The 18,244-nt window shown below is 62.5% G+C and carries 26 protein-coding genes and 1 pseudogene; 13 read left to right on the top strand and 14 right to left on the bottom strand.

Features of this window, described 5'->3' with window-relative positions; all coding sequences use genetic code 11:
• Positions 1-109: 109 nt before the first annotated feature.
• Positions 110-1,636 carry an FAD-dependent monooxygenase gene (locus AC629_RS16755; RefSeq protein ID WP_084806008.1) on the top strand — a complete coding sequence of 509 codons (1,527 nt, stop codon included), beginning with the start codon at positions 110-112 and terminating at the stop codon, positions 1,634-1,636.
• 269 nt (positions 1,637-1,905) lie between these two features.
• Here AC629_RS16755 and AC629_RS16750 read toward each other — a convergent pair whose 3' ends face one another.
• Both AC629_RS16750 and AC629_RS16745 read right to left on the bottom strand, forming a co-directional pair.
• Positions 1,906-2,112, bottom strand: coding sequence for a hypothetical protein (locus tag AC629_RS16750; protein ID WP_143199181.1), 207 nt, complete (start codon positions 2,110-2,112; stop codon positions 1,906-1,908).
• Positions 2,112-2,393 (bottom strand): hypothetical protein, encoded by a 282-nt coding sequence (locus tag AC629_RS16745; protein WP_084806074.1) that lies wholly within the window; start codon positions 2,391-2,393, stop codon positions 2,112-2,114. The genes AC629_RS16750 and AC629_RS16745 overlap by 1 nt, the downstream gene beginning before the upstream one ends.
• Positions 2,394-2,872: 479 nt before the next feature.
• Between AC629_RS16745 and AC629_RS16740 the strand changes: the two genes are divergently transcribed.
• Positions 2,873-3,337, top strand: a complete 465-nt coding sequence (locus AC629_RS16740) for a GNAT family N-acetyltransferase (protein WP_084806004.1) — start codon at positions 2,873-2,875, stop codon at positions 3,335-3,337.
• A gap of 98 nt (positions 3,338-3,435) precedes the next feature.
• Here the strand turns inward: AC629_RS16740 and AC629_RS46870 are convergent, their stop codons facing one another.
• Together AC629_RS46870 and AC629_RS16735 are read right to left on the bottom strand one after the other, a co-directional pair.
• A complete protein-coding gene (locus AC629_RS46870) occupies positions 3,436-3,594 on the bottom strand; it encodes a hypothetical protein (protein WP_168195508.1) in 159 nt (52 codons plus the stop codon).
• A 98-nt stretch (positions 3,595-3,692) separates the two neighbouring features.
• Positions 3,693-3,941 carry a hypothetical protein gene (locus tag AC629_RS16735; RefSeq protein ID WP_084806072.1) on the bottom strand — a complete coding sequence of 83 codons (249 nt, stop codon included), beginning with the start codon at positions 3,939-3,941 and terminating at the stop codon, positions 3,693-3,695.
• Between the two features lie 458 nt (positions 3,942-4,399).
• Here AC629_RS16735 and AC629_RS16730 point away from each other — a divergent pair, with 458 nt between their 5' ends.
• Positions 4,400-4,924, top strand: a complete 525-nt coding sequence (locus tag AC629_RS16730; protein WP_084806002.1) for a hypothetical protein — start codon at positions 4,400-4,402, stop codon at positions 4,922-4,924.
• 112 nt (positions 4,925-5,036) lie between these two features.
• Here AC629_RS16730 and AC629_RS16725 read toward each other — a convergent pair whose 3' ends face one another.
• Positions 5,037-5,375, bottom strand: coding sequence for a hypothetical protein (locus AC629_RS16725; protein ID WP_084806000.1), 339 nt, complete (start codon positions 5,373-5,375; stop codon positions 5,037-5,039).
• A gap of 534 nt (positions 5,376-5,909) precedes the next feature.
• On the opposite strand from AC629_RS16725, the gene AC629_RS16720 reads away from it, so the two are divergent.
• Positions 5,910-6,095, top strand: a complete 186-nt coding sequence (locus AC629_RS16720; RefSeq protein ID WP_074117245.1) for a hypothetical protein — start codon at positions 5,910-5,912, stop codon at positions 6,093-6,095.
• A 57-nt stretch (positions 6,096-6,152) separates the two neighbouring features.
• Here the strand turns inward: AC629_RS16720 and AC629_RS16715 are convergent, their stop codons facing one another.
• Together AC629_RS16715 and AC629_RS48730 are read right to left on the bottom strand one after the other, a co-directional pair.
• Positions 6,153-6,398, bottom strand: coding sequence for a hypothetical protein (locus AC629_RS16715; RefSeq protein WP_084805998.1), 246 nt, complete (start codon positions 6,396-6,398; stop codon positions 6,153-6,155).
• 73 nt (positions 6,399-6,471) lie between these two features.
• Positions 6,472-6,636 (bottom strand): hypothetical protein, encoded by a 165-nt coding sequence (locus AC629_RS48730; RefSeq protein ID WP_245331890.1) that lies wholly within the window; start codon positions 6,634-6,636, stop codon positions 6,472-6,474.
• Between the two features lie 160 nt (positions 6,637-6,796).
• Between AC629_RS48730 and AC629_RS48725 the strand changes: the two genes are divergently transcribed.
• From AC629_RS48725 to AC629_RS16700, 3 genes are all read left to right on the top strand, one after another.
• Positions 6,797-7,402 (top strand): hypothetical protein, encoded by a 606-nt coding sequence (locus AC629_RS48725; protein ID WP_245331889.1) that lies wholly within the window; start codon positions 6,797-6,799, stop codon positions 7,400-7,402.
• A gap of 110 nt (positions 7,403-7,512) precedes the next feature.
• The gene (locus AC629_RS16705) at positions 7,513-8,760 is read left to right on the top strand and encodes an NRAMP family divalent metal transporter (RefSeq protein ID WP_084805996.1); all 1,248 of its coding nucleotides are present in this window, start codon (positions 7,513-7,515) and stop codon (positions 8,758-8,760) included.
• A gap of 203 nt (positions 8,761-8,963) precedes the next feature.
• Entirely contained in the window at positions 8,964-10,178 is a 1,215-nt protein-coding gene (locus AC629_RS16700) for a mandelate racemase/muconate lactonizing enzyme family protein (protein WP_084805994.1), read from the top strand.
• Positions 10,179-10,198: 20 nt separating this feature from the next.
• Here the strand turns inward: AC629_RS16700 and AC629_RS16695 are convergent, their stop codons facing one another.
• The 4 genes from AC629_RS16695 to rocF all read right to left on the bottom strand — a co-directional run bounded on the left by AC629_RS16695 (position 10,199) and on the right by rocF (position 13,530).
• Entirely contained in the window at positions 10,199-10,483 is a 285-nt protein-coding gene (locus AC629_RS16695; protein WP_143199180.1) for a hypothetical protein, read from the bottom strand.
• A 112-nt stretch (positions 10,484-10,595) separates the two neighbouring features.
• Positions 10,596-11,135 (bottom strand): c-type cytochrome, encoded by a 540-nt coding sequence (locus AC629_RS16690; protein ID WP_084805990.1) that lies wholly within the window; start codon positions 11,133-11,135, stop codon positions 10,596-10,598.
• Positions 11,122-12,393, bottom strand: a complete 1,272-nt coding sequence (soxC, locus tag AC629_RS16685) for a sulfite dehydrogenase (RefSeq protein WP_084805989.1) — start codon at positions 12,391-12,393, stop codon at positions 11,122-11,124. Before soxC ends, AC629_RS16690 begins: the two co-directional genes overlap by 14 nt.
• A 159-nt stretch (positions 12,394-12,552) precedes the next feature.
• Entirely contained in the window at positions 12,553-13,530 is a 978-nt protein-coding gene (gene rocF / locus AC629_RS16680; protein ID WP_084805987.1) for an arginase, read from the bottom strand.
• A 271-nt stretch (positions 13,531-13,801) separates the two neighbouring features.
• On the opposite strand from rocF, the gene AC629_RS16675 reads away from it, so the two are divergent.
• The 5 genes and pseudogenes from AC629_RS16675 to AC629_RS16660 all read left to right on the top strand — a co-directional run bounded on the left by AC629_RS16675 (position 13,802) and on the right by AC629_RS16660 (position 15,912).
• The gene (locus tag AC629_RS16675) at positions 13,802-14,065 is read left to right on the top strand and encodes a hypothetical protein (RefSeq protein WP_084806070.1); all 264 of its coding nucleotides are present in this window, start codon (positions 13,802-13,804) and stop codon (positions 14,063-14,065) included.
• Between the two features lie 61 nt (positions 14,066-14,126).
• Positions 14,127-14,311: pseudogene (locus tag AC629_RS50175) on the top strand (ShlB/FhaC/HecB family hemolysin secretion/activation protein); the annotation flags it as partial.
• Between the two features lie 150 nt (positions 14,312-14,461).
• A complete protein-coding gene (locus AC629_RS16665) occupies positions 14,462-15,292 on the top strand; it encodes an alpha/beta fold hydrolase (protein ID WP_084806068.1) in 831 nt (276 codons plus the stop codon).
• Between the two features lie 78 nt (positions 15,293-15,370).
• On the top strand, positions 15,371-15,562 hold the full coding sequence (locus AC629_RS45330) for a hypothetical protein (protein ID WP_143199179.1): 192 nt from the start codon (positions 15,371-15,373) through the stop codon (positions 15,560-15,562).
• A gap of 29 nt (positions 15,563-15,591) precedes the next feature.
• Positions 15,592-15,912 carry a c-type cytochrome gene (locus AC629_RS16660; RefSeq protein WP_084806066.1) on the top strand — a complete coding sequence of 107 codons (321 nt, stop codon included), beginning with the start codon at positions 15,592-15,594 and terminating at the stop codon, positions 15,910-15,912.
• A gap of 206 nt (positions 15,913-16,118) precedes the next feature.
• Here the strand turns inward: AC629_RS16660 and AC629_RS16655 are convergent, their stop codons facing one another.
• The 3 genes from AC629_RS16655 to AC629_RS16645 form a co-directional block, all read right to left on the bottom strand.
• Positions 16,119-16,460 carry a phasin gene (locus tag AC629_RS16655; RefSeq protein ID WP_084805985.1) on the bottom strand — a complete coding sequence of 114 codons (342 nt, stop codon included), beginning with the start codon at positions 16,458-16,460 and terminating at the stop codon, positions 16,119-16,121.
• Positions 16,461-16,605: 145 nt separating this feature from the next.
• A complete protein-coding gene (locus AC629_RS16650; RefSeq protein ID WP_084805983.1) occupies positions 16,606-16,791 on the bottom strand; it encodes a hypothetical protein in 186 nt (61 codons plus the stop codon).
• A gap of 418 nt (positions 16,792-17,209) precedes the next feature.
• On the bottom strand, positions 17,210-17,674 hold the full coding sequence (locus AC629_RS16645) for a hypothetical protein (RefSeq protein ID WP_084806064.1): 465 nt from the start codon (positions 17,672-17,674) through the stop codon (positions 17,210-17,212).
• 200 nt (positions 17,675-17,874) lie between these two features.
• On the opposite strand from AC629_RS16645, the gene AC629_RS16640 reads away from it, so the two are divergent.
• A complete protein-coding gene (locus AC629_RS16640; protein WP_084805981.1) occupies positions 17,875-18,231 on the top strand; it encodes a hypothetical protein in 357 nt (118 codons plus the stop codon).
• The last annotated feature ends 13 nt before the right edge of the window (positions 18,232-18,244 follow it).

Raw genomic sequence — 18,244 nt, 5'->3', positions numbered from 1 at the left:
TTCCCAGCTTGATATGTGGCGTGCACCGGGCTTGCTTCAAGTCCCCGACCATCGCGTAGAACCCTCGGCCCAGGAAACCAACCAAAGCAATAAGTCGAGAGGTCATCACATGCCAGTATTGGTTCCCACGTCCCGGTCGCGCGACCGGGCGAGCGCAGAACGCGCGGCAGCCACCGACCATGAGGTCGTCATTGCCGGCGGCGGGCCCAGCGGCCTGATGCTGGCCGCGGAGCTGGCTCTTGCGCATGTCGACGTCGCGATTGTCGAGCGACGCGCCAACCAGGAGCTCGTCGGCACGCGCGCCGGCGGATTACATGCGCGTACCATCGAGATCCTCGATCAGCGCGGCGTCGCGGATCGTTTCCTGCGAGAAGGGCAGATTGCCCAGCTCGCCGGCTTTGCCTGGACCAGGCTCGACATCAGCGATCTGCCCACCCGGCATAATTACGGGCTCGCGCTGTGGCAAGGCCACATCGAGCGCATCCTGGCCGCCTGGGTCGAGGAGCTCGCGGTGCCGGTCTATCGCAAGTCCGAGGTGACGGGCTTCGTTCAGGACGACACCGGCATCGACGTCGCGGTGTCCGGCGGCAAGACGTTGCGGGCAAATTACCTCGTCGGCTGCGACGGCGGTCGCAGCCTGGTGCGTAAGACCGCCGGCATCGACTTTGCCGGCTCCGATCCCACGCTCAGCAACCTCATGGCCGAGGTCGAGATGACCGGGGAGCCCGCATGGGGTCTGCGTCACGACGCACTCGGCTTTCATGGCCTCAGCAAATCGGAGAACGGACGCGTGCGGGTCCTCGTGACGGAGCGGACACTCGACCGTACCGGCGAAACTACGCTGCGCGATCTCAGCGACGCGCTCATCGCCGTGTACGGCACAGACTATGGACTCCACACCCCGTCCTTCATCTCCCGTTTCACCGACGTCAGCCTGCAGGCTGCGTCCTATCGCGCCGGGCGCGTGCTGCTCGCCGGCGACGCTGCGCATGTCCATCACTCCGTGGGCGGGCAAGGCCTCAACACCGGCGTGCAGGACGCCGTCAATCTCGGCTGGAAGCTGGCGCTGGTGGTCAAGGGCATTTCGCCCGACAGCCTGCTCGACACCTACCACGCCGAGCGCCATCCCGTCGCAGCGCGCGTGCTGCGCAACACCATGGCGCAGATCGCCCTGCTCCGCCGTGCCGACGACGGCCTCAAGGCCGCGCGTGACGTCGTCTCCGAACTGCTCGGCATGGACGAGCCACGCAAGGGCTTTGGCGCAATGATGTCCGGGCTCGACATTCAATACGATCTTGGCGAAGGACATCAGCTGCTTGGACGCCGCATGCCCGATCTCGACCTGACGGTCGAGGGCCGCCCCGAAAGGCTATTCACATTGCTGCACGGTGCGCGAGGTTTGCTGCTCAATTTCGGCAAGCCCGGCCGCGTCAACATCGCGCCCTGGGCGGATCGTGTCAGATGCATCGACGCCGATTACGACGGCCCGTGGGAGCTTCCGGCCATCGGGCACGTCGCGGCGCCCGAAGCCGTGCTTGTGCGGCCAGATGGGCACGTGGCTTGGGTCGGAGACGCGAGCCAGCGCGGACTTATGGAGGCGCTGACCAAATGGTTCGGGCAGGCTGACGCGGCGTAGTTGCAGGTTGGACGCAAAGGCGAAAATCAAAAGCCCGCGGCGGATTGCTCCACGCGGGCTGAACCGAACTCTTTCGACGATGCCATCATGCCGGTGTGTTGCCCGACGAGTCAAACTCAATCAAACATTGAATAGCGGAAACGGCCCCGGCGCGAGACGGGGGGCTCGGCGCGCCGGAGCCGTCATTTCAGGCCGGTCAATCGACGGTAGACCGGCCACGTAGCAAATTCGAGGTTGAAGCTGAAAGTTCCTACGGCGCCATCGGTTCGCTAACCGACGCTGTGCGGCTTGTTCAGGAAGAACTCCCGATTGCCATAGGCAGCTTCGGCGTATTGATCGATCGCAACCTGGATGGCCTCGATGTGCGCTCGACACCAGCCCTCATGACAAGAGAGCCGTCTCGCCTTGTCCAACGCCTTGATGAACTCGGGGTGATCGTTGCTGTCGGAAAACCATTTCGGCCTCTCCTTCACGATCAGAGCCTCCCGACGAGCTTGAGCGGCCGGGCTTCCGGCTTCTGTGCCGAAAGCCGGCGCTGAACGAAGAAGCTTTTGACGAGGATGGGATCCGTGTCTCCAAGCGTCGTCCGTTCCTGGGCAAGATGGCTCATGACGGAGCGCATCTTCATGACCTCCTCCGCCACGAAGACGCAGTCCTCATCCCGGTTGATCTGCTCGCGCATGATGGCCTCCGCCTCCAGCATACTCACGCGTAAGGCTCTGATTATTCTGCGGATTTCACTGATGCGGTTGTCCATAGCCATCTCCATTCGAAGATGACGAATAAGAACAAAACATGAACAATGAGTCAAGATAGCAAAAAAACGTGTCAGGTCTGGTCATCTACGGAGTACTTCGCATACCCGTGGTGCGACGGTGAGTTGCATTGGGAAAAAGTTCGCATGATGAATTTCAATGCGATTACGACGGCCCACATACAAAGCCAAAGCAGGCAAGGCTAAAGACGACGCTTTGTCCTTTTACAGTGGGGCACTGGCCGATCTAAGTGGCTTCAACGGTGAATATCGCAGTCAAGTGATGCATGTATGCAAACTGTATGACGACCGACGAGCGTTGCGAGCCTACACCAAGGTGCATGCATTCGTGGACCGCGTATCCGAGCGGATAGATCACAAACACCGCAGCATAAGATGTGGGCTTAAATTTTCTCCTTAGTGGGCTCGTCAAATGGCCACAAGATTATTCCCGAGCGGCTTCAATGAGCCCTAGCCAGCCCATGTTCGAAATCCACGTCGACGACCTCACCGGCGAGCCGACCCGCCGCCTCCTCGCAGTGCACCTCGCCGGCATGCGCGCGAACTCGCCGCCCGGCAGCGTATTCGCGCTCGACCTCTCCGGGCTGAAAGCCCCAGGCGTCACGGTCTGGTCGGTGCGCGACGGCCTTGAGGTGATCGGCATCGGCGCGCTGAAGGAGCTGGGCGACGGCAGCGCCGAGGTGAAGTCGATGCGGACTCATCCCGATCATCTGCGCCGGGGCGTCGCGGTGCTGCTGCTGGACCACATCGCCCGCGAGGCCAAAGCGCGCCGGCTGACCCGGCTGAGCCTCGAGACCGGAAGCGGCCCGGCGTTCGAACCGGCGCTGGCGCTCTACCGCAAGTATGGATTCGTGAACGGGGAGGCCTTCGCCGATTACGAGCCGAGCGCCTTCAATCAATTCCTGCACCTGAAACTCCCGGACTGATCGCGTCGCATGGCCTCGTCGCCATCGTCCGGTTCAGCGGGCGAGAAGGAGTAAACAGCGGAGCGCCAGCAGATGCGCAGCAGCTCGCCGAGCGGAAGTCAGTCCAGCGCAACGCCGAGATATGTTGCGTAGATCATCGCGGCCACGAGGCAGAGCAGCAGGCCCGCCCCCGAGAAGGTCACCAGCACTTTAAGCGTTTCGACCTCAACGTTGGCTCCCGTTGCGCGGGACATTGCCTTTGCAAGTGCAGTCATCATCGGCAGCTCCAGCGTGCGCCTGAGGGGCGCGCGAACCTAGCGGCACCAGCAGGATCGGCCTTGTGAACTGGATTACAGCCGGGGCGAGGACGCGCACGTCACTCTTCCGCAAGCTTCCGCGCGATGTAGGCGTCCACCGTCTCGGCGAACGAGCGCTGCACGCCGACCGCGGCAATGTGCTGGTCGAGCGCATCGCGCTGGAGCACGCGCAGGCCGCGCCCGCGGGCGCTGACCGGCGTGATGTTCAGATATTGATCGATGGCGCCTTCCGCGAGCGGGATCGCTTTCGGATCTCCCCTTGCGATCAACAGACGCAAGAGGCTCTGGCAATCTGCCAAACCCGGCATGGCTCTCACCCGCGCGGCAAGAAGCGCTCCCACGCCAAATCCCATCGTGCCGAGCACGACTGCCCCCACCCACAGCTCGGATCAGAAGCAGTGATCGAGCGGAATCGACGCGGCGTCCGCCAAGGGCCCAAGCAGACGTTTCGCAAGCAGCTTCTAGAAACTATACTCGACACGAAGCAGTGCTTGATGCCGCGTGAACTTCGAGTGAGGCGGGCATGCTGGAGCAGCGCCGAGGTGTGCGAATCCCAGGCTGTAAATTTCCGCCGACGTTGCGGCCGATTTTTGCGGGCTGCCCCGACAACGACTGATGCTTCCTCGAAACCATCAGCATGTCGTACACTTGGCGTGGTGAAGCCTTGAAGGTGACCGTCTGTTGCGGCGTCTTGGTCTTCATCTGAGATCTCCCCCATCAAGCGGTTTGCCTTCGCGATCCTAATTTGAGACGGGGAGTGGAAACGATGGAACTACTTGGATCGGCATATCTGTACACGCTTGCGACTCTGGCAATGACATTTGCCGGCTTCTGCGCAATCGTCATCGTCCTGCGTCAAACGACTGGACACGATATATCGGGCTTCCACCTTGTTCTGACCCGATTGTACCTGGAGTCTGGACTCTTCTCGGCGGCATTCTGCATGTTGCCTCCATTGTTGGCACTTTGCGGCCTGACTGAGACCGCGGTTTGGCGTATCTCAAGCGCAATCATTGCAACGGTATTCCTCTGCTTCGGCGCGACCTATCCAATGCGTCGCGCTGCCATCATGGCGGGCCCGGTGCCGTGCGCTCGCTGGATGCCAATCGTCTCAGTCTCGATGCTCGTCGTCGTCGCGCTCGTCAGCAACGCCGCCGGGTTTCCGCATCGACCGACGATTGGACCGATAGCTGTCGCCGCAACCTGGACTCTGGGCTGTGGGGCAACGGTCTTCGTACTCGCGCTCAATGCAGTCTGGACGGACACTGCCGAGACTGAGACCGACCGCTGAAGTCCGTATCGGGTCCACTAGCTGCCATGGGAAGGACCGCCGCCATGACCTTCCATCGGCCAGTGGCGGCCTCGAGACCGAACGTGAACGCTTCCGTGCAGGGCCCGGCGGGCTAGACGTCCCGCAGACGCAGCCAGATATCGGCGCTCGAAAATGCGCGCGATTCCGTCAGCATGACGATGTCGACCACCCGCAGTGAGTTTGGCGGATCGTAGATAAACTTCAGATGCGAAGGACGCGTGGTGAAATCCGGCGTCATCTCGAAGTCGCCCGACTCCAGCGCGACGGTTATCAGCCGCGCCACATCACGTTCGCTCAGCGGGGCGGACAGCAGCGCATCGATCAGTGCCTCGACGCTTATGCCATCGCGGAGAAGCAGGCGTGCATGGCTGTCGCCGTAGGCCCGCCGCAACACATCAACGATAGTCGCAACCGCATGCGGATCGCGCATGTTCTGTCAAAACATCAGAACGAGGACCGCTGTGAGGAACAACAACCATCACGCGGTGTTTCGCCCGTCGGTCGAACAGTACTCCCCGATCGGACCACGGTGATGTGCAGTTTGTGCCAAAATCGAAAAGCGCCGCAATCATGACAACAGCATGAGGTAGTGATTCGTCCCGGTAGCCGGCGTTCGTGGGTTGCCCCGCGATCCCCAAGAACTCACACTCAGGGCAACCGACGATTGGGCGTGCAAGGGCGCTTGGTCCCCATACCTCGCGCCCTTGTTCTGCTTCTAACCGCCGCCAGTCGCACATAGCCAGCCGAAAGAGAAAGAAGCCGTCCAGTGTTTCGTCCGCTTCTAGCGACCCGAAACCGGCTTTCGCGAGGGACGCCTGCTGCCATCAGATCGGTGTTTTGCCCGACGGGTCAAACTTTATCTAAAATGCAGCGAAGCCAATTTGGCGAAATGAAATCTCTTCGCGCCATGCTGGGACATGCCCCTTGCGCAGACGCAATCGGGACAATTTCGGAGAGATGACCGATGTACTACGTCGCCGCTGCATTGCTGGTGCTGTCGGGACTGTTCTACTCCGCGAGCCAGCACGAGATCGGCTCGTTCGGTGTCACCATGTGCACCTATGGCAGCTCGTTCTGCGAAAACCCGATGATCGTCTTTTCCGGCGCGGCGCTCGCCGCCGCCTGGGGCATGTTCGTCAGCATCAAGTAGGACGACAGCCCGGCCCCAACTCGAGGCCGAGCGGCATCGTTCAAGCTTCCGCCAGGCCTACTGCCGGCTAGCGCCGCTCGATCCCGGAATCTGGCCGCCGAACTTCGACGGGCCGGTACCGCTGACGCTCGTCGGGCCCCTGGCCGTCCCGTTCGGATCGGTTCGCGCGGCGGTGCGGCCGGGGCCATGCATCATGTTCATCGAATTCCACCAGCCATGATGGTGTCGCTTGGCGCTATGGGCCGAGGCGTTGCCGGCGGGGATGGCGAGCAGGACGGCCAAAACAAGAGCTGTCGCTTTCATCGGTGTTTCCTCCTGGCGAACAAACTTCCCTCCGCCTTGCTCGTTCCTTGCTGCCGATGAAGTCCTACGTCTCTCAGGGGATGAACACCTCGCCGGTGTCCATGCGCACGTTGCGAATGGCGCGGCAGGCCTCCATGCTCGCGCGATTGCCTTCCTGCATGAAGCTCAGCAGCAGCGAGCGCCGCCGCGCGCCGGAGTGATTGCAGGTCGCACCGTGCGGCAGATCGGCGTCGAACACCAGGATGTCCCCCGCCTCGCCCGCCGTCGTCAGGGACAGGGTCTCGTCCGGCTCGCCGCCGTCGAGATGACGCGGAACGATACGCGTGGCGCCGTTGTCCGGCCCGTAAGCCGTCGAGGAAGACCAGGGCGGCGACGGCTTTCATGCCTGCGCCATCGCGATGCAGGGGCTGGTGGCCGCCGCCCTGCAGCGGCTCGCGGCCCTCGACCTGGCAGAGAAAGAACGGACCGCCCAGCATCTGCGCGGCCGCCGCCAGCAGCGGCGGCAGGCGGCAGGTTCGCTGCACTGTCGGATCCAGATCGACGAGGGCGTGGCGCCAGCCGGCGCCGCGCGGGGCGGCCCATTGATCCAAGGTCCCCACGCCGGCATCGAAGGCGGCTCGCAGCGCATCGCGCCACGCCGCGGGGACGACGCCCCGCAGCAGGAGATAGCCATCGCGGTCGAGGACGGCAGCCTCTTCCGCGTTCAGCGCATCGACTTTGGTGGGCGGCACGCAAAGGCTCATGCCGCTCCCTACAATCTCAACGTGCTGTATGCAAGGGCTTCACGCGCCCGCCCAAGGGCGCGAGACTCGTTCAAGGTGGAGCCAGGCAACCGCAAAAGAAAAGCCCGCGACCGGTGCGTGGCCGGTGACAGTGCGGGCTCGACGAGTTCTGTGATGGTAGAAATCTACTGGTGTTTTGCCCGACGTGCCAAACGCATGACGGACCGTGCCGCTTCAGCAGACGGCGCGACGCTCGCCGCCGATGGAACTTTGCAGCGATGATCGCAATTGAAGCGTAAATTCGCAATTCCGGAAGATCAGCCCTGTCGACCCGATCACAACACCGCCCGGCCAAGCACGACCGCTCCGACGCGCCGACGAAGTTCAGGCCGATGCTGCTGCAGCGGCTTGGTCCCGGCCTCATCACCGGCGCGGCGGACGACGATCCGTCGGGCATCGCCACCTATTCGCAGGCCGGCGCGCAATTCGACTTCGGGCTGCTGTGGACGGTGTTTCTGACCCTGCCGTTCATGATCGCGATTCAACTCGTGAGCGCGCGGATCGGCCGGGTCACCGGCAAGGGCCTCGCCGCCAACGTCATGCAGCTCGGGCCGCGCTGGATCGTGATGACGCTGGTCTCGCTGCTGGTCGTAGCCAACACCTTCAACATCGCCGCCGACATCGCCGCAATGGCGGAATCGCTCTCGCTGGTGATCGGCGGGCTCAACCACGAGCATGCGCTGATCTTCGCCGCCGGCTCGACCCTGCTCCAGGTCTTCCTGCCCTACCGCCGCTACGCGCCGGTGCTGAAATTCCTGACGCTGACGCTGTTCGCCTATGTCGCGACCGCCTTCACCGTGGAAATCCCCTGGGGCACGGCGCTGCTCGCCGCGGTGTGGCCGACGGCGAATGTCAGCGCCGACTATTTCATGATGGTCGTCGCCGTGCTCGGCACCACCATCAGCCCCTATCTGTTCTTCTGGCAAGCCTCGCAGGAGGTCGAGGAGATGAACCAGGGCAAGCGCGACAAGCCGCTGCGCGATCTTCAGAGCGGCGGCGATCCCGAAATCGCGCGCATCAGGGCCGACACCATCGTCGGCATGCTGCTCTCCAATTGCATCGCCTTCTTCATCATCCTGACCACGGCGGCGGTGCTGAACGCAAATGGCGTTACCAACATCAATTCGGCAACGGAAGCCGCCGAAGCGCTGCGGCCGCTCGCCGGCGACTTCACCTTCGCGCTGTTCGCGCTCGGCATCATCGGCACCGGCCTCCTGGCGATCCCGGTGCTGGCAGGCTCGGCGGCTTACGGCGTTGCGGAGATTTTCGGCTGGCGCGCTACGCTGGAAGCCAAGCCCGAGAAGGCGGTCGGCTTCTATACTATCATCGCTGCAGCGACCATCATCGGCTTCGGTCTCGGCTTCACCGGGATCGACTCGATCCGCATGCTGGTGTGGAGCGCGGTGCTCAACGGCATCGTCGCCGTTCCCCTCATGGCGATGATGATGCTGATCGTCTCGAGCGCCGCCATCATGGGCCGCTTCAGGGCTCGCTCATGGCTGATCGCGCTGGGCTGGCTCGGCACCGCGCTGATGGCGTTCGCCGTCCTCGCCCTGCTCGGGTCGTCCTTGTTCGGCTGATTAGCTAGACCGGCGATAGTGCCGTCATTGGCTATCCCCACTGGATCCTACGGAATTTTCCGCTGCAAAAGACCGAATGGCGCTTCCAGCCGCATCTTGGCGGGCTTCACGACGCAGTGCCGTTAGCTTAACAATTGCGGCCGGGGCCGGGCTTGCTACCGGACCATAAGAAAAACAGGCACAGCCGGACGACAGGGAGCGATATGACCAAATCGTCAAAAGCAACAAGCCTCGAAATCCTCGCCTGCGATGCCGGCTGGAGAAACTACCACTTCGTCAAGCTGACGACGGAAGACGGCGTCGTCGGCTGGAGCGAGTTCGACGAGGGCTTCGGCTCGCCCGGCGTTGGCGCTGCGATCCAGCGCCTGTCAGCCCGGATCATCGGGCAGAACGTCTTCCAGCATGAGCGCATCTATGCCGAACTGTTCGCGGCTACGCGTCCCGCCGCCGGCGGCGTGGTGGCGCAGGCGCTCGGCGCGATCGAGAATGCGCTGCTCGATGCCAAGGCGAAGTGCCTTGGCGTGCCTTGCTACGAACTCCTCGGCGGCAAGATCCGCGACCGCGTCCGCGTCTACTGGTCGCATTGCGCGACGTGGCGGATCAATCACCCGTCCTGGTACAAGCCACCGATCGAAAACCTTGACGGCGTCAAGGCGATCGGACGCGAGGTGCGCGAGAAGAAGTTCACCGCGCTCAAGACCAACATCTTCTCCTATGACGACGGCAGGCTGACCGGCTGGCGCCCCGGCTTCGGTTCACCTTTCGCGCCCGAAATCAACATCGATCGCAAGATCCTGCGCGACCTGCGCATGCATCTCGAAGCAATCCGCGACGGCGCGGGGCCCGACGTCGATATCCTGCTCGACTGCAACTTCAACGCCAAGACCGAAGGCTATCTGAAGATCCTGCGCACCATCGCGGATCTCGACATGTTCTGGATCGAGATCGACAGTTTCAATCCGGAAGCACTCGGCTATATCCGCAGGCAGAGCCCGCATCCCATATCGTCCTGCGAGACGCTATTGGGCCTGCGGGAATTTCTACCCTATTTCCATGAGCAGGCGATGGACGTCGCGATCATCGACACGCCCTGGAACGGGGTTTGGCAATCGATGAAGATCGCCGCCGCCGCGGAAGCGTTTGAGGTCAACGTCGCTCCGCACAATTTTTACGGTCATCTCTGCTCGATGATGAACGCGCATTTCTGCGCCGCGGTGCCGAACCTGCGCATCATGGAGATCGATATCGATCGTCTCGCCTGGGACCGCGAGCTCTTCACGCACGAGCCTGAGATTCAGAACGGCCACTTGGTCATTCCGGACCGGCCTGGCTGGGGCACCGAACCGAACGAGGAGGCCTTGCGTGCGCATCCGCCGAAGACGAGCGGCGGGCTTCTGAGCTACGGGCGCAAGAGCTGAGACCCAAGAGCTGAGGCCTGCTACGGCGTCACGGGATTGACTGTCGAGGACGTCTCTGGCCCCGGCCGCTCCGGCTCGATCGACGATTTGGGCTCGGTCGGAAGCACCTTGGCGCCGACCGCGTGCGCAGCCTCACCCGTCGTCGCATACATCGCGACATGAGCCGGCTGTGTCTTGGCGCGGCTCCACGGCCCGTGATCGACGATCAACATCGCAGCAATCGTCAGGCCCGCCACAATCAACGCGATCACGCCGGGATGGCGAAGCGCTGAGGACAGGGAGTTTGCGAAGCTATCAGTTGCCATCGAAGAACCCACACTTTTTCCTCTCGCGGGTTAATTCAAATGCGTCCCGCGAGTTCCGCTTTTTGTTCAAGCAGGTTCCGAGCCACCGTGCGGAACTCGCTCGTCTGCGCATTCACTTCACATCAGGTCGTGCATCGCCGACGAACCCGTCCCGGTTCGGCATTCTGACCCCCGCAAGCGATTTGGCATCGAGCGTCGCATCCGCTTCCACCAGCCCGTTGAGGTTCAGGACATAGGCGGACACTGCATAGACGTCGTCATCGCTCAGCGACTGCGGCGCGTTCTGCGGCATGGCGCGGCGAATGTAGTCGAACAATGTCGGCGCATAGGGCCAATAGCTGCCAACGGTGCGGATAGGTCTGGTCGTTCCGATCGTGCCTTGACCACCGACGAGCCGGTCACCCAATCCGCCCTCGCCTTTGTCGCCATGGCATGAGGCACATTGCTGGGCAAACACCTCGCGTCCATGGCTGACTGAACCACTTCCTGTCGGGAGATTGCTGCCGTAGCGTCCGATATCGATATTCCAGCCCGCGATCTCGGCGGCCGTCGCCGGCCGCCCGATGCCGTAGGGACTCTGCGCCTGCGCTCCGCTCGCCCAAGCACCGAGCAGGATCGTAAAGGCAACGCAGCAAGTCTCACGCCAGCGCATTTGTCACCTCGCCATCGGCTGCGATGCGCCAGGGCCAGATCGCGTTGTTGTGGTAGAAATAATTCTCGCCACGTACTGCAAGCAGCTCGGCCAACGTCGGCTGCACATAGCCGGTCTCGTCGATGGCGCGGCTCTGAATCACGGCGGGCTTGCCGTCCCATCGCCAGGGCAGTCGGAAACGCGTCAAGGCGCGCGTCAGCACCGGCTCCTGCAATCGCGCCTCCTGCCAGCTCTTGCCGTCATCGACCGATACTTCGACACGCTTGATCTTGCCATGGCCACTCCAGGCGATGCCGGTGATCTCGTGGAAGCCGTATCCGCTCAGGCGCTGACCGCCCGAAGGATGCGTGATGATCGACTTCGCTTCCATGTAGAAGGAAAACTCCCGCGCCGTGCCATCCGGCAAGAGGTCGGTGTATTTCGAGGTCTCCTCGCGCGAATAAGCCGGCTCCGCAGTCACGTGCAGGCGGCGCAGCCATTTCACGCTCATATTGCCTTCAAAGCCCGGCAGCAACAGCCTTAGCGGATAGCCCTGCTGCGGGCGGAGCCGCTCGCCGTTCTGGCTGTAGACCAGCATGGCGTCCTCGAGACACTTCTCGATTGGGATGCTTCGGGTCAGAGCTGCCGCGTCGGCGCCTTCAGCAATGACCCATCTGGCCTCCGGCTTCAGCCCGGCCTCCTGAAGCACAAGCTTCAGGCTCACGCCTGTCCATTCCGCGCAGCTCAGGAGACCGACGAGGTCTGATGCGGTCTTGCCATAGGGCTTGGTGTAACCCGGATTGCCGGAACATTCGAGGAAGTGGATGCGCGACTCCGACGGGAAGCGGCGCAGATCGTCCATGCTGAAGATCAGGGGACGCTCGACAAGGCCGTGAAGCATCAGCCGGTGCTGCGCCGGATCGATGGTCGGGACGCCGCCATGATGCCGCTCGTAGAACAGGCCGTTCGGCGTGATGATGCCGTCGAGCTCCTGCAATGGCGTCCGACCGGATGCGGAAATGTATTGCTTGAGATTCTTCGAGATGTTCTTGACGACGCCCTTCTCGAATGGCGACGGCGCGCCGTAGGGCTGGCTTCCCATCGGCTCGCCCGGCCTTTTCATCCATTCAGGGACGGCAGGCGGAAGATTATCCGTCTCCGCTGCGACCGCGGCGTTTGCGCCCAGCACTGCACCACCCGCCATCGCGGTGCCGCCCTGCAGGAAACGACGGCGGGTTGTTCGCGCGGATTCATCGTCGGCGTCGATCGTGCTGCTCATTGCGGGCCCTCGGCTGAAGCTCAACCCGCATGAAACCTTCCGCGAAGCGGATTTGCAATTCGCAGCTATTTCAAAAGCAGGCGATTTCGATCAGGACTGATCTAAATCCGGCAGCCCGACAGCAGTTCCGTTCTTTGCGATGCACAAGCGGCTCGCGCTTCACTCGCCCGGCGCGATGGCATTGCTTGGCGTGGGCCGGTCGGTGATCTGCTGACCGAACAGGCTGCCGATCAGCTCGACCGCGGTGCGCGCGGTACGGCCGCGCTCGTCGAGAAACGGATTGAGCTCGACGATGTCGACCGATCCGACCACGCCGGAATCGTGCAACAGCTCCATGATCAAATGCGCCTCGCGATAGGTCGCCCCGCCCGGCACCGTGGTGCCGACACCCGGCGCCACACATGGATCGAGGAAATCGACGTCGAAGCTGACATGCAGCACGCCGTTGCTCGCCTTGACCCGCTCGATGACGCGCCGGATCAAAACGGCAACGCCGAACTCGTCGATCTGGCGCATGTCGACAACCCTGATCCGGCGCGTGCGCATCAACTCCTTCTCGAGCTTATCGATCGAACGCGCGCCGAACAGATCGAGCCTGTCAGGGTCGATCGAGGCGCGCGGATCGTCGCCGAGCAGGCCGTCAAGGCCCGGCTCGCCGCACAGGAACGCCGCCGACATACCGTGCATGTTCGCGGTGATCGTCGTCTCCGGCGTATTGTAATCGGCATGCGCATCGAGCCAGAGCACAAACAGCTCGCGCCCGCGTTCCTGCCAATGACGCGCCATCGCATTGGCCGAGCCCATGGACAGCGTGTGGTCGCCGCCGAGAAAGATCGGGAGCGCGCCGGTTTTCGCGATCTCATAGCCTCTGCGGCTGAGCACGCGCGTCCAGCGCTGGATTTCGCGGTAGTGATTGGCTTTTTCGGGCGGCCGGTCAGCAAGGTCTGTGACCTCGGCCACGGAGAGATCGCCATAGTCGACGACTTCGAAATCCAGGCTTTCGAGCACTGCCGTGAGGCCGGCGGTGCGCAGCGCCGCAGGGCCCATCAGGGTGCCGCGCTGCGAAGCTCCCATATCGATGGGCGCGCCCAGTAAGGCGATGCGCCGGGCTCGATCCGCCATGGTTCGATCGGTCACGGCTGCCTCCCGAGTTCAGCAAGGTTCAGCCAACCTAGCAGAGATTCGCATCCGTCGTTGCACGGGGATCGCTCCGCCCCCAGCCGGAACAAAATCCCGCGCGCCGAATTGCACATCCAAGGCCGGCACCCGCCGTAAGAACACGGCGCCTGTCGCGGATAGCCAAAGGTCGTCAGACCCGCTGTTCAGAACGAGCGCTCGCGCGGATAGCCAAAGGTGTCGGCCTCCATCACGTCGTCTGACCTGTGGTCTGGACGTGGAGATCGCGCGCTTGAGCACGGAAATACCGCAGCCCATTCCCCAACCCGGTATGGCCGAGCGCGCCATCGATGCAGCGACGGATGTATCCCGCACGATCGGCGAAGTCGCCGGCGGTTTGCATGCAGCCGTCGGCCGTCTCACAGTCGCGATCGAGGAAGCGCGAAAGCCCGGCCGGCCACTCTCGACAGTCGCGGCGATCACGCGCGAGGCCCCCTTGGCCAGTCTCTTCGTGGCCTTCCTATTCGGCGTCGCGGTGGCGCGCCGGCGCTCCTGACTGGATACGCGGCGGTCTGGGCGGCGTCGACGCGGGCGCGCTCGGCCGCCAGTAACTACCGTCGCTAACATCGGCCGGAGCCGGCTCGCGGTTCTTCCTGTGGGACGATCTCCAGGTTGATCTCGGCGTGGCCATCCCCCTGAGCTTCCAGGCGCCAGACATGAGCGCCGCAGCCCGCGCTTCCTGTTCACACTGTCGAGCGCCTTCCGACTCTGCCCCGATCGCGGCAGGTCCGGCTGCCTCTAACCCTTGTCCTTCGCGCGATCGCCCGGCATGCGGCCCATTTGGGACCTTGCTCACAGACTTGCCTAAATTTAATCCCGCAACCTGCTCACGATCGCTCGATCCGCGAGTCCAAATGACCATGTTCAGTCAAAAGTGATCTGGGACGGAACCATGAAGAGGGTGTTTGCAATCCTGGCGTTTCTCTGCGTCCTCGGCGTTGGCGAATATTTCGTCGTCAGCCGGTTCGCGATCCGCCATGAGACTTTGACCCTGTTTGACGCCTCGCGTCAGCGGCCGATCTCGGTCGAGATCTCCGTGCGGCGCGATTACGAGACCAAAGCCAATCTCGGCCTTTGGAAGCTTCCCCTTGCCATCATCAGCAACGGCAACACCGTCAAGGCCACCGAGTACTCCTTCCTCGCCAACGTGCTCGCCGCGCGCGGCTATCTCGTTGCCAGCATCCAGCAGGACCTGCCCAGCGATCCACCGCTGATGACCCATGTCGGCCAACAATATGTCGGACGGCGCGAGGTCTATATGCGCTGCGAGGCCAACATTCTTTACGTGCTGGGCATACTGAAGAGCCGGCAAGAGAACGCCGACTACGACCACATCACCCTCGTCGGCCATTCGAACGGCGGCGACGTGTCGATGTATGTCGCCCATCAGCATCCGGAGATGGTGTCGAAGGTAATCACACTCGACAATCTCCGTGTGCCCTTCGTGCTCAGCGACAACTTGAAGATCCTGTCGTTCCGCTCCAAGGATCCGCACTTCCAGACTGACCCCGGCGTACTGCCGACGCCGGAAGAGGCCAAGGCTCTCGGCATCGACATCGTCCACACTGGCGCGCAGCACACCGATATGAGCGACCGCGGTCCCGACGCGGTCAAGCAGAAGATCCAGGCGACGCTTGACCGCTTCCTGCGTGACAGTGCCAGCAGCGCGCTCGCGCCGGCCGATACGAAAAGCCCGATGATCACGAATCCCGGAGACTATTAGCCGGGAACCCTTTGCGGCAGATCAAGGCAGCTCCTGGCCAGCCATGATAGCAACGGCCTTACAAGCTCGGAGAGGCACGTGTCGCACTATATCGAAAGCCTTGATACGAAAAACCTTGATACGGCAAGCCTTGATACGAGGAGCCTTGGCCTGCCCGCCGCGAGGACGCCGGGATTCGTGCGGCATCTCTATCGTTCGACCCGAAGGCTGCTGCGGTCGGTCATCGCCCGCATCGATCTCTCCCAATTTCCAGGATCGTGCTGCGGATGAGCCGCAAGCGAGCGCAGGAAGGATGCCTGATGCACCGGCATTTGAAACGAATTTGCCTTCCGCTTGCCGTAGTCTCGAGCTTCGGCACGTCGTGCGCTCTCGCCGCCGATGCCAATCACGGAGCCGACCTCGCCAAGCGCTGGTGTGCGAGCTGCCATGTCGTGGCCAGTGGCCAGACCGCGGCGAGCGCCGACGTCCCCTCCTTTGCTTCGGTTGCGGGCACGCTGGACTTCAGTCCGGAGAGGCTCGCTTTCTTCCTGCTCGACCCGCATCCGAAGATGCCGAACTTTCCCCTGAGCCGGATCGAAGCCGCCGATATCGCGGCCTATATCGGATCGCTGCGTCCGTAGGGCCACCGGCCCATCGCGATACCCGCCACAAAGTGCAAATCCCTGCCGGAGGACCGGCAGGGATCAGTAGAATGGATGATGGACGGCGAATGGAAACCATTCGGTGCGGCGCGCAGCCTTCCATCATGGATGCGCGCCAGCACCGAAGTGCGGATCGCCACCCCACACAAGATCAATTTGCAGGCACGCGGCGCGCACGCCATGAATCAGGATTTGCCCTTGCCCGGTTGCATGAAATTGCCGGTCATCTGGCGCATGTGGTCCCCGGCACTGGTGAACTGACTGCGCAGGAAATCGGACTGGATTCGCATCGCTTCCTGAAGGTCGGTGGCATGAACAAGCTTGCGTGCATGCTCGAACGCCGACTTCATGTTCTGCTCGGTGAAAGCAAGCGCCTGCTTCGACACCTCTGTGCTGGAGCCCGGAACGGACGACATCGATTTGGTGGCGGCCTCGAAAAACATGCCGAATGCCTTTTCCGCCTGGTCGATCGTCTTCTCGGCCAGGTCGCGCAGTTCGGCCGGAACTTCGAGCTTCGGTTCGATCATGGTCGCACTCCTCCCTTTTTCCTAACTAAATACCACACTTGCCGGATCGCGTTCCAGCGGTCTGCCTTGGGGCAGACGTCACCCGGCGTTCCGGGATCCGGCGGGAAAGCGAGGGAGAAGGCCTAGCGCCGGCGCGCGGCCTGGCTCAGGACAGGGGGCGCTCGGGAAGTGCTTCTTCGGTGGCGAGGTCTTCGACGAGCCTGATCACCTCGAAACGCTGTCGCGGCTCAAGCTTGAGAAACGCGCGAAGCAGGCGCAGGCTTTCCACGGTACCGCTCGCAGGCGCACCGAGCTTGAGGTGCAGTTCGGCCGCGAAATTGAGGTTCTTCATCTCGCACCTATGAATCTCGCACCCATGACAAGTATCGGCCTTTGTGGTCTGTCGTCGAGGTGATCTGTCGTCGAGGTCCGGCTCAAGACCCGAACGCCATAGCCGGACGCCATGCTTGACCACAAACCCTCGGCCGGCGGCCCCGGAGGGTTAGCGGGCCGAACGATACGTCCGAACGGACAGGCTCAACCCAACAAGTTGCACTTATGCCAAAGAACAACCCCTCCGGCAAGCCCAACCAGTGGTGTAGTGACGCTTCGCATGCATCGCGCCACGGCAATTCCCGGTAACAGGAATATGGACCGCCGTCACCCACCTGCGTCAAGAAGCTGCATCCACACGCCACAGCCTTGATCGCAGTCAACCGGCGCGGCGTTTCACCATGTTTCTGATGTGAACGGACAGCGGCTGACGCAAATTAGCGCTTCTTCAGCGTATACACGTAATTGTTGAGTCCGACCTCGGCGGTTGTCTCGTCGACGAAATGAACGTCGATCTCGCAGCCGGTCTCCAGCGTCTTGATCACGGCACCGGTGAAGCCGAGGGAGGCGGCAATCGCCTTCGGATCGGCCTTCTTGTCGGCACGTTGCATCACGTCGAATGCGCCCTGAAAGATCATGTCGGGACCATAATCCGTCACCTTGTACTGCGGCTTGGCGCAGGCAAAGGGACGAGGCCCTAAGATCGCTCTCGCCTTGAAGACGACCGCCCGTCCCATCAGCCGCGCCCGCTCGGTATCGTCAGGCTTGCGTTGCGGATCGGCCCATGGCGCGACCACAGCGGTCGTGAATGTCCAGCTTCCGACGTAGAACGGATCGGCAGCCAGGGCAGTGCCTGCGATACCCAGCGACACCAAAAGGCCAGCGATGCCGGTGAATTTCATCTGACGAATCCCCTCGAGCTTCCCGATTTGGACGCACGTCTTCGCATCAAGGTTCATCGGCCCCGGTTATATTTACGCCCGTGAACCGTTGTTGGGGAGCGAACGACCAAGTGGTCGCGAAACGGCCACGCAGATCACGGGCGCCATGGCTGATGGACACTCACCGATTCGGGCGCGCGTCAGCACCAAAGGACGACAGCATGCTTTCTCGCTGCGATCTCATCAAGGGCGCCGCGCTCGCGCTTCTCACCCTCTCGATACAAGGCGCATGGGCGCAGGAGACCAAGATGAACCTGTTCAAGATCGTCACTATCAAGGACGAAATCGTCGTCGGCTTGTCGACGGAGGAGCTTCAGGCGCTTGGCGGCAATGATGCGAGCGCGGTTGCGCATGCGCTGGCACAGAAGGGCGATCTCACGGTCTGGCAGTATAACATGCACCGCGGCCCGAACGGTGAATTGCAGCAGGCGCCGACTGCCAGGATCGGGCTTCTGGCCAACGCTTCGCTTCGTGTCGAGCCCTATACGACGCCTTACCAGATCGCACCGCATCCGTAAGCAGCAGACTGGT

Source organism: Bradyrhizobium sp. NAS80.1 (genome assembly GCF_001908205.1).
In the GTDB taxonomy this organism is placed as follows: Bacteria; Pseudomonadota; Alphaproteobacteria; order Rhizobiales; family Xanthobacteraceae; genus Bradyrhizobium.
The sequence above is the reverse complement of the archived record's forward strand: the minus strand, read 5'-3'. Positions and strand labels throughout refer to the sequence as shown.

What these genes read in the sequence shown, in the direction of transcription:
- AC629_RS16705 (WP_084805996.1), top strand. Translation starts at nt 7,513, where the DNA reads ATGCTGCTGCAGCGGCTTGGTCCCGGCCTCATCACCGGCGCGGCGGAC.
- AC629_RS16730 (WP_084806002.1), top strand. Translation starts at nt 4,400, where the DNA reads ATGGAACTACTTGGATCGGCATATCTGTACACGCTTGCGACTCTGGCA.
- AC629_RS16715 (WP_084805998.1), bottom strand. Translation starts at nt 6,398, where the DNA reads ATGAAAGCGACAGCTCTTGTTTTGGCCGTCCTGCTCGCCATCCCCGCC.
- AC629_RS16660 (WP_084806066.1), top strand. Translation starts at nt 15,592, where the DNA reads ATGCACCGGCATTTGAAACGAATTTGCCTTCCGCTTGCCGTAGTCTCG.
- AC629_RS16700 (WP_084805994.1), top strand. Translation starts at nt 8,964, where the DNA reads ATGACCAAATCGTCAAAAGCAACAAGCCTCGAAATCCTCGCCTGCGAT.
- AC629_RS16695 (WP_143199180.1), bottom strand. Translation starts at nt 10,483, where the DNA reads ATGGCAACTGATAGCTTCGCAAACTCCCTGTCCTCAGCGCTTCGCCAT.
- AC629_RS16690 (WP_084805990.1), bottom strand. Translation starts at nt 11,135, where the DNA reads ATGCGCTGGCGTGAGACTTGCTGCGTTGCCTTTACGATCCTGCTCGGT.
- AC629_RS16745 (WP_084806074.1), bottom strand. Translation starts at nt 2,393, where the DNA reads ATGGACAACCGCATCAGTGAAATCCGCAGAATAATCAGAGCCTTACGC.
- AC629_RS16650 (WP_084805983.1), bottom strand. Translation starts at nt 16,791, where the DNA reads ATGAAGAACCTCAATTTCGCGGCCGAACTGCACCTCAAGCTCGGTGCG.
- AC629_RS16655 (WP_084805985.1), bottom strand. Translation starts at nt 16,460, where the DNA reads ATGATCGAACCGAAGCTCGAAGTTCCGGCCGAACTGCGCGACCTGGCC.
- AC629_RS16740 (WP_084806004.1), top strand. Translation starts at nt 2,873, where the DNA reads ATGTTCGAAATCCACGTCGACGACCTCACCGGCGAGCCGACCCGCCGC.
- AC629_RS16725 (WP_084806000.1), bottom strand. Translation starts at nt 5,375, where the DNA reads ATGCGCGATCCGCATGCGGTTGCGACTATCGTTGATGTGTTGCGGCGG.
- AC629_RS16735 (WP_084806072.1), bottom strand. Translation starts at nt 3,941, where the DNA reads ATGCCGGGTTTGGCAGATTGCCAGAGCCTCTTGCGTCTGTTGATCGCA.
- AC629_RS16755 (WP_084806008.1), top strand. Translation starts at nt 110, where the DNA reads ATGCCAGTATTGGTTCCCACGTCCCGGTCGCGCGACCGGGCGAGCGCA.
- AC629_RS46870 (WP_168195508.1), bottom strand. Translation starts at nt 3,594, where the DNA reads ATGATGACTGCACTTGCAAAGGCAATGTCCCGCGCAACGGGAGCCAAC.
- AC629_RS16640 (WP_084805981.1), top strand. Translation starts at nt 17,875, where the DNA reads ATGCTTTCTCGCTGCGATCTCATCAAGGGCGCCGCGCTCGCGCTTCTC.
- AC629_RS48725 (WP_245331889.1), top strand. Translation starts at nt 6,797, where the DNA reads ATGCAGGGGCTGGTGGCCGCCGCCCTGCAGCGGCTCGCGGCCCTCGAC.
- AC629_RS16645 (WP_084806064.1), bottom strand. Translation starts at nt 17,674, where the DNA reads ATGAAATTCACCGGCATCGCTGGCCTTTTGGTGTCGCTGGGTATCGCA.
- AC629_RS16720 (WP_074117245.1), top strand. Translation starts at nt 5,910, where the DNA reads ATGTACTACGTCGCCGCTGCATTGCTGGTGCTGTCGGGACTGTTCTAC.
- AC629_RS16665 (WP_084806068.1), top strand. Translation starts at nt 14,462, where the DNA reads ATGAAGAGGGTGTTTGCAATCCTGGCGTTTCTCTGCGTCCTCGGCGTT.
- soxC (WP_084805989.1), bottom strand. Translation starts at nt 12,393, where the DNA reads ATGAGCAGCACGATCGACGCCGACGATGAATCCGCGCGAACAACCCGC.